This is a genomic window from Ruegeria sp. AD5, from assembly GCF_056542345.1.
On record NZ_JBQFZR010000007.1, the window covers coordinates 17115 to 31303 of the forward strand.

The 14189-nt window shown below is 56.9% G+C and carries 14 protein-coding genes; 8 read left to right on the forward strand and 6 right to left on the reverse strand.

Annotated elements, in window-relative coordinates:
* Positions 1–147 precede the first annotated feature (147 nt).
* Positions 148–354: a cold-shock protein gene (locus ACR0JG_RS19630; protein ID WP_010442474.1), complete on the reverse strand. Its 207-nt coding sequence runs from the start codon at positions 352–354 to the stop codon at positions 148–150.
* Positions 355–681: 327 nt separating this feature from the next.
* On the opposite strand from ACR0JG_RS19630, the gene ACR0JG_RS19635 reads away from it, so the two are divergent.
* Complete coding sequence (locus ACR0JG_RS19635; protein ID WP_480572197.1) at positions 682–1281, forward strand: REP-associated tyrosine transposase; 600 nt, start codon at positions 682–684, stop codon at positions 1279–1281.
* A gap of 322 nt (positions 1282–1603) precedes the next feature.
* Here the strand turns inward: ACR0JG_RS19635 and ACR0JG_RS19640 are convergent, their stop codons facing one another.
* Positions 1604–2140 (reverse strand): hypothetical protein, encoded by a 537-nt coding sequence (locus tag ACR0JG_RS19640; protein ID WP_480572200.1) that lies wholly within the window; start codon positions 2138–2140, stop codon positions 1604–1606.
* A 52-nt stretch (positions 2141–2192) separates the two neighbouring features.
* On the reverse strand, positions 2193–3860 hold the full coding sequence (gene ettA, locus ACR0JG_RS19645) for an energy-dependent translational throttle protein EttA (protein WP_010442471.1): 1668 nt from the start codon (positions 3858–3860) through the stop codon (positions 2193–2195).
* A 138-nt stretch (positions 3861–3998) separates the two neighbouring features.
* On the opposite strand from ettA, the gene ACR0JG_RS19650 reads away from it, so the two are divergent.
* From ACR0JG_RS19650 to dacB, 3 genes are all read left to right on the forward strand, one after another.
* Positions 3999–4469: an MOSC domain-containing protein gene (locus ACR0JG_RS19650; RefSeq protein ID WP_480572203.1), complete on the forward strand. Its 471-nt coding sequence runs from the start codon at positions 3999–4001 to the stop codon at positions 4467–4469.
* A 32-nt stretch (positions 4470–4501) separates the two neighbouring features.
* Positions 4502–5122 (forward strand): nicotinate-nucleotide adenylyltransferase, encoded by a 621-nt coding sequence (locus ACR0JG_RS19655; protein ID WP_480572206.1) that lies wholly within the window; start codon positions 4502–4504, stop codon positions 5120–5122.
* Between the two features lie 67 nt (positions 5123–5189).
* Positions 5190–6668 carry a D-alanyl-D-alanine carboxypeptidase/D-alanyl-D-alanine endopeptidase gene (gene dacB, locus ACR0JG_RS19660; RefSeq protein WP_480572209.1) on the forward strand — a complete coding sequence of 493 codons (1479 nt, stop codon included), beginning with the start codon at positions 5190–5192 and terminating at the stop codon, positions 6666–6668.
* Here the strand turns inward: dacB and ACR0JG_RS19665 are convergent.
* Together ACR0JG_RS19665 and ACR0JG_RS19670 are read right to left on the reverse strand one after the other, a co-directional pair.
* A complete protein-coding gene (locus tag ACR0JG_RS19665) occupies positions 6665–7087 on the reverse strand; it encodes a tellurite resistance TerB family protein (RefSeq protein WP_170395941.1) in 423 nt (140 codons plus the stop codon). The two genes, dacB and ACR0JG_RS19665, sit on opposite strands and share 4 nt — an antisense overlap.
* A gap of 325 nt (positions 7088–7412) precedes the next feature.
* Positions 7413–8312 (reverse strand): LysR family transcriptional regulator, encoded by a 900-nt coding sequence (locus ACR0JG_RS19670; protein ID WP_480572212.1) that lies wholly within the window; start codon positions 8310–8312, stop codon positions 7413–7415.
* 157 nt (positions 8313–8469) lie between these two features.
* On the opposite strand from ACR0JG_RS19670, the gene ACR0JG_RS19675 reads away from it, so the two are divergent.
* On the forward strand, positions 8470–10044 hold the full coding sequence (locus ACR0JG_RS19675) for an arylsulfatase (RefSeq protein WP_480572215.1): 1575 nt from the start codon (positions 8470–8472) through the stop codon (positions 10042–10044).
* Positions 10045–10137: 93 nt separating this feature from the next.
* On the opposite strand, the gene ACR0JG_RS19680 is transcribed toward ACR0JG_RS19675, so the two are convergent.
* Positions 10138–10887 (reverse strand): SDR family oxidoreductase, encoded by a 750-nt coding sequence (locus ACR0JG_RS19680; protein ID WP_170395947.1) that lies wholly within the window; start codon positions 10885–10887, stop codon positions 10138–10140.
* A 118-nt stretch (positions 10888–11005) separates the two neighbouring features.
* Here ACR0JG_RS19680 and ACR0JG_RS19685 point away from each other — a divergent pair, with 118 nt between their 5' ends.
* From ACR0JG_RS19685 to ACR0JG_RS19695, 3 genes are all read left to right on the forward strand, one after another.
* Positions 11006–11884 (forward strand): LysR substrate-binding domain-containing protein, encoded by an 879-nt coding sequence (locus ACR0JG_RS19685; RefSeq protein WP_480572218.1) that lies wholly within the window; start codon positions 11006–11008, stop codon positions 11882–11884.
* Positions 11885–12120: 236 nt separating this feature from the next.
* Positions 12121–13695 (forward strand): lysine--tRNA ligase, encoded by a 1575-nt coding sequence (locus ACR0JG_RS19690; RefSeq protein WP_480572221.1) that lies wholly within the window; start codon positions 12121–12123, stop codon positions 13693–13695.
* A gap of 48 nt (positions 13696–13743) precedes the next feature.
* Entirely contained in the window at positions 13744–14145 is a 402-nt protein-coding gene (locus tag ACR0JG_RS19695) for a DUF4864 domain-containing protein (RefSeq protein ID WP_480572224.1), read from the forward strand.
* The last annotated feature ends 44 nt before the right edge of the window (positions 14146–14189 follow it).

Here is a 14189-nt window from a genome sequence, read left to right on the forward strand (position 1 = left end):
CAAAGAAATCATAACGCTAGTTTTGAAATGATAGCGGATTTGGTCAATCACCGGGGAGGAATAACCCGATTGTGATGTATTCCCTATGCCACACACGGGGTGCAGGCATAGCAGAGAGGGCGGGAAAAATCCCGCCCTTTGAACGGCTTAGGCCAGTTCGATATTGTCGGCGCTTTCGCGGCCGTCACGACCAGCGCGCAGCTCGTACGTGACCTTCTGGTTGTCGGCCAGACCAGTGAGGCCCGAACGCTCGACAGCCGAGATGTGTACGAAGATGTCTTTGCCGCCATCTTCGGGTGCGATAAAGCCGTAGCCTTTGGTGGTGTTGAACCATTTTACGGTGCCTGCGGGCATATCCGTTGTCTCCTGTTTAGTGCTGCCCACGTGGATGCGGCAGCCCGGCGTCGTTGTCTGTATCGATAGACTGAGCGCCGTAGAAGGAGACAGTAGGTCGAAATAGAAAAACGTAAGCCTCTTGGATATGGCATCGGTCAGACGGTGTGGCAAGGGCGGATTGTATGGATTGTACAAGGGTTTGAGGCGGAATCGTCCGTCTTGTACAAAAATCCGCCGATGGGTTTGGTTATTAGTTGGCAGAGCTTTGATAAGGTCCGGTTATTTATCTGGCGCGTCGGAGTGGCATTCAGAATCCGTTAACCCTCGTCATGATCAAGTTACAGCATGAGCGATTATCGACGCGTCCGCATTCCCGGGGCCAAGTATTTTTTCACCGTGTCTTTGGCCGACCGGTCGTCGGATTTGCTGGTGCGAGAGGTGGCGCATTTGCGGGCCGCCTTTGCAGTGACCCAGAGGGAGCGGCCGTTCTGGTGCGATGCGTTTGTGGTGTTGCCGGATCATTTGCACGCGGTGTGGACCTTGCCGCCGGGGGATGCGGATTATTCGACACGGTGGGGTGCGATTAAGGCGCGGTTTACCATGCGGGTCAGAGAAGCGATGCGTAGGCCGGGCTTCAGCCCGGCACCCGCCCCCGAACACCTGCCCGTTGTGACATCCGGCAGATATGCCGGGCTGAAGCCCGGCCTACGGGCCGACAGACGCGAAGCGCCTGTTTGGCAACGCCGGTTTTGGGAGCACACCATTCGGGACGAACAGGATTACCGCAATCATATGGCGTATTGTTGGCGGAATCCGGTGAAGCACGGGTTGGTCGAGCGCCCGACCGATTGGCCGTATTCGTCAATCCATCGCGATATTCGTGCGGGTCGGGTTGATCCGGAGTGGTGCGGTGTGGTCACCGAGGGACCGTTCGGAGAGCCGTAGGATGGGGTTTCACCCCATCATTTGAGAGGTTGGAGTTTGCAAGTGGTTTTGTGCGCGGGAACAGATCGTGCGGGTGTTCGGGTAGGGTCGTTGAGTGAGAGATGGGGTGAAACCCCATCCTACGCTTGCTCGGAACTGAGCGGAGAGATGATCGAGCGCGCGTTCCGATAGCCATAGAATAGAAATCCGCATTTTGTAGGCCGGGCTGCAGCCCGGCATCCACCATGAACCTTGGATTAACTGGTTTGATTCCATTCAATAGTAAATAAATTTGAAGTCGCGGCTGTTACGCGGCTTGCCGGGCTGAAGCCCGGCCTACTTGCTATTTTTCTAGAAGTTCCAAACATGTATCTCCGATTTTGCGATGGTTCGCATCTAGATTTCCTCGGCGATAAAAATCCTCGACCAAGCCAGCTGCGAAGCAGGACACAAATGCACCCTTTTGAGCCTGCTCTATCGAAAATCCGTCCTCAACCAACTTGTCGTGCAATCTGGAAACAGACACAATGTAAACGTCAGAGTCCAACGTTTCGCCGAAAACCCTGCTCGATAACTGATAGAAATGCGTATCAACAATTGACAAGACAGTTTGGAATGAACTGTACAGTTTTGCCGGAACAAAATCGATGTCTTCGCGGTTTTCGATGAAAGCAACAATCACATCAGACCTTTCTGGATCTACCCATTTGTCTGAGAAATCAAACTTTTCCTGCTCACCGTCGTGCTTCTGCAAGAAATAGGTGAAACCCGCTGGCGCGGCAAAGGTAGTGACCCTCTTTGGCGCCTCAGCCAATGCGGCACTTGCGCCGCAAACTAGGAAAGCAGAAATCTGTGCGCTGCGCGTCGCAAACCTAATCATTAAGAAAGCATTTCCAACTCTGCTGCTTCAACAATACGACCCGCATCCAGCCTCACCGCGCAAACTTCTTATGCTTCAACCGCTTGGGCTCCAGCGCATCCGGTCCCAGACGGCGCTTTTTGTCCTCTTCGTAGTCCTCGAAGTTGCCCTCGAACCATTCCACGTGCGCATCTCCCTCGAACGCCAGAATATGCGTGCAAATCCGGTCAAGGAAGAAGCGGTCGTGGGAAATGACGACGGCGCAGCCTGCGAAATCAACCAGCGCGTCTTCCAGCGCGCGCAGGGTTTCGACGTCGAGGTCGTTGGTGGGTTCGTCGAGCAGCAGGACGTTGCCACCCTCTTTCAGCAGGCGGGCCATGTGGACGCGGTTGCGTTCACCCCCTGACAGCAACGAGACCTTTTTCTGCTGGTCGCCGCCCTTGAAGTTGAAGGACGAGCAATAGGCGCGGGAATTGACCTGCGCGTCGCCCAGTTGGATGATCTCGGCGCCGCCGGTGATCGCCTCCCACACGGTGTCGTTGTCTTTGAGGTCATCGCGGGATTGGTCGACATAGGACAGCTCGACCGTGTCGCCCAGCGTGATGGTGCCGCTGTCGGGCTGTTCCTGCCCGGTGAGCATCTTAAACAGGGTCGATTTACCTGCACCATTGGGGCCGATGACGCCAACGATGCCGCCGGGGGGCAGGGCAAAGTCCAGCCCTTCGATCAGTTGCTTGTCGCCCATGTGTTTCGACAGGCCCTCAACCTCGATCACTTTGCCACCAAGGCGCTGGCCGTTGGGAATGACGATCTGGGCGCGGGTCAGCTTTTCGCGTTCGGACTGCTCGGCCAGTTCGTTATAGGCGTTGATCCGGGCCTTGGATTTGGCCTGACGGGCCTTTTGGCCCTGACGCATCCATTCCAGTTCGCGTTGCAGGGTCTTCTGCTTGGACTTGTCTTCGCGGGCTTCCTGCTCCAGCCGTTTGGCTTTTTGTTCCAGCCATGCGGAATAGTTCCCCTCGTACGGAATGCCGCGACCGCGGTCGAGTTCGAGGATCCAGCCGGTGATGTCGTCCAGGAAATACCGGTCGTGGGTGACGATGAGGATGGTGCCCTTGTAGTCGATCAGGTGCTGTTGCAACCAGGCGATGGTCTCGGCGTCGAGGTGGTTGGTTGGTTCGTCGAGCAGAAGCATATCGGGCGCTTCGAGCAGCAGCTTGCAGAGCGCCACGCGGCGTTTCTCACCACCCGATAGGTTTGCGATGTTGGCATCGTCCGGCGGGCAGCGCAGCGCTTCCATCGAGACATCGATCTGACTGTCGAGGTCCCACAGGTTTTCCGCGTCGATCGCGTCCTGCAGGGTGGTCATTTCCTCCATCAGCTCATCCGAGTAGTTCTCGGCGATCTCCATGGCAATCTCGTTGAACCGGTCGACCTTGGCCTTTTTCGCGGCCACGCCCAGCATGACGTTCTCGCGGACGGTCAGCGATTCATCCAGTTGAGGTTCCTGCGGCAGATAGCCGACCTTGGCGCCCTCGGCGGCCCATGCCTCACCGGTGAAATCGGTGTCGAGGCCCGCCATGATCTTCATCAGCGTCGATTTACCCGCGCCATTGACGCCGACAACACCGATTTTCACGCCGGGCAGGAAGCTCAGGTGGATGTTTTCAAAGCACTTCTTGCCACCGGGATAGGTCTTGGAGACACCCTGCATGTGGTAGACATATTGATAGGCGGCCATGTCGCGTCCTCTGGGTCGGGGAAATCAAGTTGGAACGCTGGATATCCGAGGCGAGCGGGCGGGGCAAGCTGGTGGTTTTGTGAATTTTCTGTGGTCGTTTGATCCGGTAGAACCAACACGACAAGGAGTGGTGGGGTTTTGGCAGAACTTGCGGAACTGATTGCCGGTTGGGCGCAACCGGGCCGGGTGACATGGATCGGTGTACGTCCTGGCCGCAGAGCGGAATTGGATGGGCGCCACGAGGTTTGGGTCTCAGCCGATGGGCTCGACAGCGACCGCAGCCGGGCGGGCAAGCGGGCGGTGACTTTGATCCAGCAGGAACATCTGGCGGCGATTGGCTCTTATCTGGGGCAAGGATCGGTTAAGCCTGAGATCCTGCGGCGCAATCTGGTGGTTTCGGGGATCAATCTGGCGGCGCTAACGGGGCGGGAGGTGCAGGTCGGGGAGGCCGTTTTGCGCTTTACCGTGATATGCGCTCCGTGCAGTCGGATGGAGGAGGCGTTGGGCAAAGGCGGCTATTCTGCTGTGCGGGCGCATGGGGGATGGTGTGCCGAGGTGCTCAAACCCGGGCGGGTTGCGTTGGGGGATGCGGTGCAACCTGTTGATTGACAACGCCGCCCTGTTCTGAACATCAGCAGAATATGGAACGGTACAATATTCCATATGCGGGGCCCGGGCAGGTCGTGGGGTTGTTCGGAGGGTCATTTGATCCTCCGCATCAAGGTCATGTGCATGTGACGCGCGAAGCGATGAAGGCGTTCGGGCTGGATCGGGTGTGGTGGCTGGTGTCGCCGGGCAATCCGTTGAAGGAGCGGGGGCCTGCGCCTTTGGCCCGGCGGATGGCGGCGGCGCGGTATGTGATGCAGCATCCGCGCGTTGAGGTCACGGATATCGAGGCGCTGACGGGCACGCGGGCGACGGCAGACACTCTGGCAGCGCTGCGGAGGCTTTATCCTCAGGTTCGGTTCGTCTGGCTGATGGGCGCAGACAATCTGGCGCAGTTTCACCGCTGGAAGGACTGGCGGCAGATCATGGACAGCGTGCCTGTGGGCGTTGTGGCGCGGCCGGGGGATCGGATCTCGGCGCGGATGTCTCCGGCGGCTCGGCTTTATGCCAAGTACCGTATCGACGGGCAGGCGCGGCATTTGCTGGGGCGGGCGGATGCTCCGGCGTGGTGTTTTGTGAACGTGCCGATGGTTGACGTCAGTTCGACCGAGTTGCGCAATCGCGGGAATTGGAGCGATGGGGTGTTGCCCGAATGACTCCACTTGGCGCATAATCTTAATCAAGTGATTGTCTGCATTTAAGCTCTGGGATTCTAATAGACCCATGGTCGATCGAATTTCGCGTCGTTTGTTTCTGGGTGGATTAGGGGCGTCTCTGGTTCCGGGCGCAGGTCTGGCCGAGGCGCCTTCGGTATCTCTGCGCCCTGTGCTGCGTGGCCCGCAGCCCAGCGGGGCCGAGCGACTGGTTCAGGCAGCGGGGCTGAGGGGCGAGGTTGTTTTTGCCGTGGCCGACGTGGAAACCGGAACGCCGCTGGAGGTGTTCGGCGAGGGCCAAAGCCTACCACCAGCCAGCGTCGCCAAGGCGCTGACCGCGCTTTATGCGCTGGATGTGCTGGGTCCGGAGTATCGGTTCGAAACGCGCTTGATCGCGGATGGACCGGTGGAAAATGGTATTCTGAAAGGCGACCTGATCCTTGCGGGTGGCGGTGATCCGCTGCTGGATACAGACGCGCTGGCCACAATGGCAGCCAGTCTGCGCAAGGCCGGGATCACCGAGGTGAAGGGCGCGTTCAAGGTCTATGATGGTGCGCTGCCCTACGTCTTCAGCATTGATCCGGGGCAGCCGGATCATCTGGGCTATAGCCCGTCGATCAGCGGGATTTCCCTGAATTTCAACCGTGTGCATTTCGAGTGGAAACGCGAGGGCGCCGGCTATGGTGTAACCATGGATGCGCGCAGCGCGAATTATACGCCTTCGGTAGATATGGCATCGATGCGAGTCGAGAGCCGCAGCCTGCCGATTTACACCTATCAGCCAAGCGCGCGACAGGATCGCTGGACCGTGGCCAAAGGCGCGCTAGGCAATGGCGGGGCACGCTGGTTGCCGGTGCGCAAGCCTGCGCTTTATGCCGGAGATGTGTTCCGCACGCTGGCACGCGTGAATGGGATCGTGCTGGGCCGGGTGCAGGTGACGCGGCAAGCACCGCAAGGGACCGAACTGGTGGTGCATCAGAGCGATCCGTTGGAAAGCATCCTGAAGGGGATGCTGAGATATTCGACCAATATAACCGCCGAAATGGTGGGTTTGGCGGCCACCAAGGCGCGCGGGGTTGCGCCGCAGAGCCTTGAGGACTCGGCCGCAGAAATGAACCTATGGGCGGCAGAGCGTTTTGGCGCAGATGGGATCGCGATGGTCGATCATTCCGGACTTAGCGGTTCCTCACGTATGGCCCCCTTCGGTCTGGTCAATACGCTGGTGGCGGCGGGGCAGTCAGAGGAGCTGCGGCCGTTGCTTCGGTCCTTTACGCTGGCCGACAAAAACGGGCAGCCGGTCAAGGATCATCCGATCAAGGTCGACGCAAAAACGGGTACTTTGAACTTCGTCTCGGGTCTTGGCGGTTACATGACAACGGCAGATGGAGTGGATCTGGCCTTTGCGATCTTCACCGCCGACACCGCGCACCGCGCCACGATCCCGCGTGCGTCGCGCGAGCGCCCGGACGGGGCGCGGGCCTGGAACCGACGGTCTCGCACTTTGCAGCGCAATCTGATTGAGCGGTGGGGTACGCTCTACGGCAGCTAGGTCGTATGCCGCGCCCGTGCCCCGCGTTCGATAGCGGCAGCGTGCAGGCGGTCGATGCTGAGCTCGTACCGGATTTCTTCCAGCAGTCGCAATTCGGTTTCGGCCAGAGTGCCGTCAGCGGCGGCGACATCACAGGCCAGCGCGTAGGCGGTTTCGTTCAGGCGTTCGGGCAGGTTGTCACGGATCAGTCCGAACAGGGCATCCAGCCCGTCCACCTGCTCAAACAAATCAAACACGATCTGCGAGACGCGGCGGGTTCGGTCGATGTCGTAGCCTGCAAACACCGGCAGCATGTTGACCGCGCCTTCGATCTTGACCAGCTCTGCGGTTCGGATGTTCTCGTCCGAAGCGGAAATCGCCACCATGATCGCCACAAGGCAATCCTGCGGGGACATCGGATGTGGGGTTTGCTCGGTCATGGTGTCGTCCTGAATGAAACGTTTGTTGCCGCACGATAGGAGCGGGTGCAAGGAGGTTCAACTGGTAGTTTTGGGGTGCAATGAATGCGATCGGTGAGGGTGGGTGATTTCGGCTGTGATGTAAACGTCCGTTGAGAGCTTATACCTGCCGTCGACCAGGCTTCTATTCTTTGCATGTGCTGCGCGTCGCGAACCAAGCATTTTGGGCTTTCGCTGTCAGCATTTTAAAGCAGAACTTCGCCAAGTTAATTGACTGCACGGAAACGACTAGGCATGAGATATAAAGCGTTTCAGTTGGGCGTTTTTCTATGTCTTGCACCGCCGGTCATGCCCGATATTTAGCAAGCTCACTCCAGAATAATTCTACAGCATCCGAAGTGTTCTGTGACTTACGCGCTGCGCAGATGTTCCACGTAAGGTTCTGTGCCATAGACACGGGTTTCACCGTCTTTGCATGGATCAGATCCGCAAATGTGTCCGCCATCCCTCCCACGATGTAGTCCGGTTCTGCCAACAATCCGGTCAGGAGGTTGTAGTCGTCGCATTCGATATGCGGCTGTGCATTCACCTTTTCGACGGCTTCAGCACCGCCACCAAGTGCTTTTGTCAAAGCGGCTTTCCAGTGTTTGTGGAGATGCGGAGATGCGAAGGGAAAATCGAATATGCCTGCCATCGTTTGCGGGCCACGCTGATGAATCTTATGGTCGCGATGTGCCACAAACTGGATTTGTTGTTTCTCCATCACCATAATCTCGACGTTGTCAGCTTCGGGTGTGTGGGTCAGGTCACCGAGGAACATGTCGAACTTTCCCGCCTGCAACAAATCAAGCGGTCGTGCGTAGGCGCTTACCAGAATTCGGAAACGAAGATCAGGCATCACTTGCCGCACTGATCGCAGGGCGGGCAGGATCAGGGTTCTCGTGGTCAGAGGCCCGCAACCGATCAGCAAAGTGCCCGGCCCGGTTTCGCGCAAAGCGGCCACGCGCGTTGCATACTGGTTCAGGTCTTCGCGCAGCGCCTGGGCGATTGGCAAGAACTCCTGCCCCGCGCGTGTCAGAGTGCTGTTGTTTCGGCTTCGATGAAACAAAACAAGCCCCGTATAGTCCTCGGCCTGCCCGACATAGCGGGACAATGATGCGTTGGACACACCCATCGCACGGGCAGCATTTTGGAAACTGCCGATTTCAGCCAATGTAAGAAAAGCGGTCAAAGAGTTTTCGTTCATCATGCCGTCAACCACATTTCAGGTTTTGTTCTTTAGATTTCACAATATGAAATTCCGGTAAAGCTCTGTTGCGACGCGAAAGTTTCGACCGCTATCCCTGATCGGACTTTCGATACTCCCTTCACCGGTATCGTCTTCTACGTTCGCAGAGGTAAAAATGTTCATTTTTCGATCTATTGTGGTTACCGCCACGCTGGCTACAGCTTCGGTCTGTGCCCTGCCAGTTTTGGCCGAAACCGACCAGCCCAATATCCTTGTCATCATGGCCGACGATGTCGGCTGGGCCAGTCTGGGTAGCTATCATCAGGGTGTGAAAAGTATCAAAACCCCCAACCTTGACCAGCTTGCTGCGGATGGTATGCGCCTTACGGATTACTATGCGCAGCCAAGCTGCACCGCAGGGCGATCTGCCTTTATCACCGGACAATTGCCAGTTCGGACGGGGATGCACACAGTCGGGCTGCCCGGAGATCCGGAAAAAGGTCTGAATGAAAAAGACCCTACTCTGGCCAACATCCTTAAATCTCTAGGCTACACCACCGGGCAATTTGGCAAAAATCACTTGGGCGATATGAACAAGTTTCTGCCAACTGTGAAAGGTTTCGATGAATATTGGGGCTGGCTCTACCACCTGAATGCGATGGAATACACCTCTGACCCCGATTGGCCCAAAGATCAGAAATTCAACGACACATTTGGCCCACGGAACATCATCCACGCTTATGCCACGGATACAATTGATGAAACCGTAGATCCACGCTGGGGGCTGGTTGGAAAGCAGCGTATAATAGACGATGGCCCAGCTCCGCCCGAACGGCAAAAAACGCTCGACGATGAGGTGACGGCCCATACTCTGGACTTCATCAATCGCGCGGTTGATAGCGACACACCGTTCTTTGTCTGGATGGCCCCGGCCCGAGCGCATGTCTGGACACATCTGAGCCCCGAATACGAGGCAATGCTGGGCGACGGGCGCGGTTTGCAGGATGTCGTAATGAAAGAGCTTGACGACAACGTGGGCAAGGTCATGGCCCGTCTGGACGAACTTGGCATCTCGGACAACACTATTGTAGTCTTCACCTCGGATAACGGCCCCGAAACCATGACTTGGCCTGATGGTGGAACAACACCGTTCCGAGGCGAAAAAGGTACGACATGGGAAGGCGGCTTCCGCGTTCCTGCTATCATTCGCTGGCCCGGAAGAGTTTCCGCCGGGACCGTAAGCAACGGTATTTTTGCTGGTCTTGACTGGATGCCTACCCTCGTCGCCGCCGCCGGAGGACCTGACGATCTGCCTGGATCACTACTGAAGGGCTATGAGGGCTATCAGGTGCATCTGGATGGTTACAACCAACTGCCTTTCCTGACTGGCGAGGGTGAGAGCAACCGGGACGAGATTATCTACTACGAAGGTCCGGACCTGCAAGCTGTACGCCATGGTGATTGGAAAGCACATTTCACGATACAAACCGAAGGATGGGCAGGTCCAAAAGAGGAACTGAACGCGCCCCTGCTGTTCAACCTGCGCCGCGATCCCTATGAAAAGGCAGCTGAGGAATCGGGGATGTATACCCGTTGGATGGGCAACAAAATGTGGGCCTTTGGCCCTGCTGCCAAAATCGTCCAAAACCACCTGTCTACCTTCAAGGACTATCCTCCGCGGGGGTCGGACATAACCAACCAGGGCCATGTCGAAGAGCAGATATCGACCGAAGGTGGGATGTCGCAGTAGAAATCAAACCTCGGGGGGCATCACCTGTTGCCTCCCGATCTGTGTCAAGGATTTCATCGAGGGCCGCGAAAATCACGCTTCACCGCCTCTTTGCTATCGCACTGCCCGGTTCATCCCGCCGTCGGACAGTATACTCTGACCGTTGATATACCGGGCTGCATCGCTGGCGAGAAACACGCAAGCCTGCCCAATTTCTTCGAACGTTGCGGGCCGCTGAGCGGGGATTTCCCGGCGTGCCTGTTCGGACAGGTTCACGTTTTCGCAGAACCCCGGCAGCAGGTTGTTCATGCGAATGTTGTGCCGTGCATATCGGTCCCCGTAAAGCTTTGAGAAACTATGCAATGCTCCACGCAGCATGCTCATGGGATAGGGCGCACGTGGCTCGATTGTGTTCATGGATGAGATATTTACGAATGCACCTCCGCCTTGTTCGATCAGAATGGGCGTGACGATACGGGCGATCTTGACGACATTTAGCACATACATGTCCAGACTTTCGTGCCATAACTCGTCGCTGAGTTCCAATAGCGGTCCGTCAAAGTCAGGATCGAAACCGACGGTTTTGATGGCTTCAGGCACCGTTCCACCGTGACCCATATTACTGACGATTGCATCAATCCGTCCATATTTGCTCATGGTGTCGTCGACCATCGCTTGCAAATCATCGACATCTAATACAGAGCCGCGACGGCCAATGCCCTCAAGTTCCTCCGCCAATTCAACCGAGCGGTTGGACGGAGACATAAGCGAAACCTTATAGCCGGCTTTCGCCATTTCAATGGCACAACCCCGGCCAATTCCCTGTCCTGTACCTGTCATCAAAGCAACTTTGGTATCGGGCATGGTATGTCCTTTCTTTGGGCGCACAGTGTGTGAGGTTTATTGATCTGTGGTCAGTGTAACTGCCGGGAACAAAGCAGACCTATCGAGTTTATGGGGCAATGCTGTTAGGTTTTCTCACATGCCGGAGAACCTTAGACATCTACGTGCCCTTCAGGCCTTTGATGAAACCGCAACCCGCTCCAGCCTGACCAAGGCAGCGGATGTTCTGAACGTCACCCACGGGGCGATCAGTCGGCAAATTAAGCTGCTGGAACTGCATCTTGGCGTAACGCTTTTTCATCGCCGCCCAAATGGGGTTGAACTGACCAGTGCCGGGGAGCTTCTGCATCAATCGACGCGCGGGGCATTTTCGGCGTTGCAACTGGGCGTGATGGAGGTGAAGCGGCTGCATCACCGCCAGTCGATTACGGTGTCGTTGTCAACATCGTTGGCGCTAAAATGGCTTGTCCCGTTGCTCAGTTCATTTCAGCAAGAACATCCGGGTATCGCGTTGCTGCTGGACACAAATGATCGATTTGCGGATTTTGATGCGTCTGAGGTCGATGTCGCCCTGCGGTTCGGGGAGCCCGGTTGGGACGGGCTCTATCATGAGCAGATAAGACAAGAGGACCTGATTGTTGTAGCAGCGCCATCCCTTGTTGGTAAAACCCGACTGCCGATGCCCGCCGAGAATGTGGCTGATCTTCCACTCTTGCATGATGCCTACAACGTCGGGTGGGAAAGCTGGGCTGCGCAGGTCGGGCTGGGCGCTGACCGGATCAATTCGCAGAGCATCAAGTACGTGGACAGCGCGGTTCTGTTGGAGGCTGCGATTGACGGGCAAGGTGTAGCGTTGGCAAGACATCTCTTGGCGGAGAGGGATTTGGAACTTGGTCGCTTGATCCGCCTCGATGAAAGCCGGGTTCCATTGGATCGGGGGCTCTATTTCGTCTGCCGCCCCGGCGATCAGGAACGGGTCACCGTGAGAATTTTTAGGAAATGGCTTATGTCGATTTAATCTTTTGCCTTGCTTGCAAATCCGCGAGAGCGATCAACAGACTACGTTTTTCAGAATGCCGCAATGCCCCGTGCTGCGGACACTTGTAACCAAGACCAGATATGGATTGCACGCCGTTCATGCGCATAGAGGCATGAAAATCACCACCCTTTATTGACTCATACTGCACCTGCACAATAACAGGGGCCGGTCCGGGCGCATGGGGTGTCTGGCACGTTTCCCGATGGAGTATCCAAATGTCTGACCTGCGTGAAACCGCGATGACGTCCAAGGCGTGGCCGTTTGAAGAGGCGCGGCGGTTGCTCAAACGGTATAAGCAGGGCGCTCCGGAGAAGGGATATGTGCTGTTTGAGACGGGTTATGGCCCCTCGGGTCTGCCGCATATCGGGACCTTTGGTGAGGTGGCGCGGACCACGATGGTCAAGCGCGCGTTTGAGGCGCTGTCGGATATCCCGACCAAGCTGATCTGTTTCTCTGACGATCTGGATGGGATGCGGAAAGTTCCCAGCAATGTGCCGAACCCCGAGGCGCTGCAGGATTATCTGCAATGTCCGCTGACCTCGGTGCCGGACCCGTTTGGTGAATATGACAGCTTTGGTGAGCATAACAATGCGATGCTGCGCCGGTTCCTCGATACTTTCGGGTTCGAGTATGAGTTCTATTCGGCGCGTGAGTTTTACCGCTCGGGCCAGTTCGACGAGATCCTGAAGCGCGCCGTTGAGAAGTATGACGACGTGATGGCCATCATGCTGAAAAGCCTGCGGGAAGAACGTCAGCAGACCTATTCGATCTTCCTGCCGATCCATCCCGAGACCGGGCGGGTTCTGTATGTGCCGATGAAGAAAGTTTGTGCCGATACCTACACTGTCTCCTTCGATGACGAGGATGGCAAGGAATGGACGCTGCCCGTGACTGGCGGCAATGTGAAGCTGCAGTGGAAGCCTGATTTTGGCGCGCGCTGGGCCGCTTTGGGCGTTGATTTCGAAATGTATGGCAAGGAACATGCCACCAACGAAAAGATCTATGACGCGATCTGCCGGGCTTTGGGAGGTCGTGCGCCTGAGCATTTCTCGTATGAACTGTTCCTCGATGAGAACGGGCAGAAGATATCAAAGTCCTCGGGCAATGGCGTGTCGATCGACGAATGGCTGACCTATGCACCGACCGAGTCGCTGGCCTATTTCATGTATCAGAAGCCCAAAACGGCGAAGCGGATGCATTTCGATGTGATCCCGAAAGCTTATGATGAGTATCATCAGCAGTTGCGGGCTTATCCGGGGCAGGACCTGAAGGGGCAGTTGAACAATCCTGTGTGGCATATCCATGGTGGGAATGTGCCTGAATCCACGCTGATGGTGCCCTTTGCGATGCTTCTTAACCTGGCGTCGGTTTCGGGAGCCGAGGATAAAGAGGCGCTGTGGGGCTTTATCCGTCGCTATGCACCAGAGGCCACGGCCGAAACGCATCCTGACCTGGATCAGGCGGCGGGCTTTGCGGTGCGCTATTTCAACGATTTCGTCAAACCGACGCGCCAACACCGCGCGCCGACGGATCAGGAGCGTGAGGCGCTGGAGGCGCTGAAGGCGGCCTTGGAGGCCTATGACGGGCCGATGGAAGACGAGGCACTGCAATCGGTGGTCTATTCCATCGGGCGTGAGCGGTTCGATCCGATGCGCGGCTGGTTCACGGCACTTTACGAGGTGCTGCTGGGGGCTTCGCAAGGGCCTCGGTTTGGTGGGTTCATCGCGCTTTATGGCGTGCCAGAGACGATTGCTCTGATCGACAAGGCGCTGGCCGGGGAATTGGCCTGATTTGACCTGATCCAGTGTGGGGCTACCCTTGCATCAGGAGGTGGCCCCATGCGTCGACTATTGCTTGCTGTATCCCTGAGTGCCGGACTGGCATCCGGAGTTTTTGCTCAGAGTGACGAGATTGAGGCCAATATCTCGGCGCAGATACAGGCCTTCAAGGCGGATGACTTTGCCACCGCCTTCACCTTTGCCAGCCCCAATATCCAGCGGCTGTTCGTCGATCCCGAGAATTTCGGGACCATGGTGCGCCGCGGCTATCCTATGGTTTGGCGGCCTGCGGATGTGAGGTTTCTGGAGCTGCGCGAGATTAGCGGAGCCCTGTGGCAGAAGGTCATGATCACTGATGGTGACGGACGGGTGCATCTGCTGGACTACCAGATGATCCAGCAGGAAAACGGCTGGAAGATCAACGGTGTACAGTTGCTGGGCAATTCTGACCCGGCGGCCTGAGGCAACACCACCGTCACGGTGGTAAGAGCCGCGCTTAATTCCTT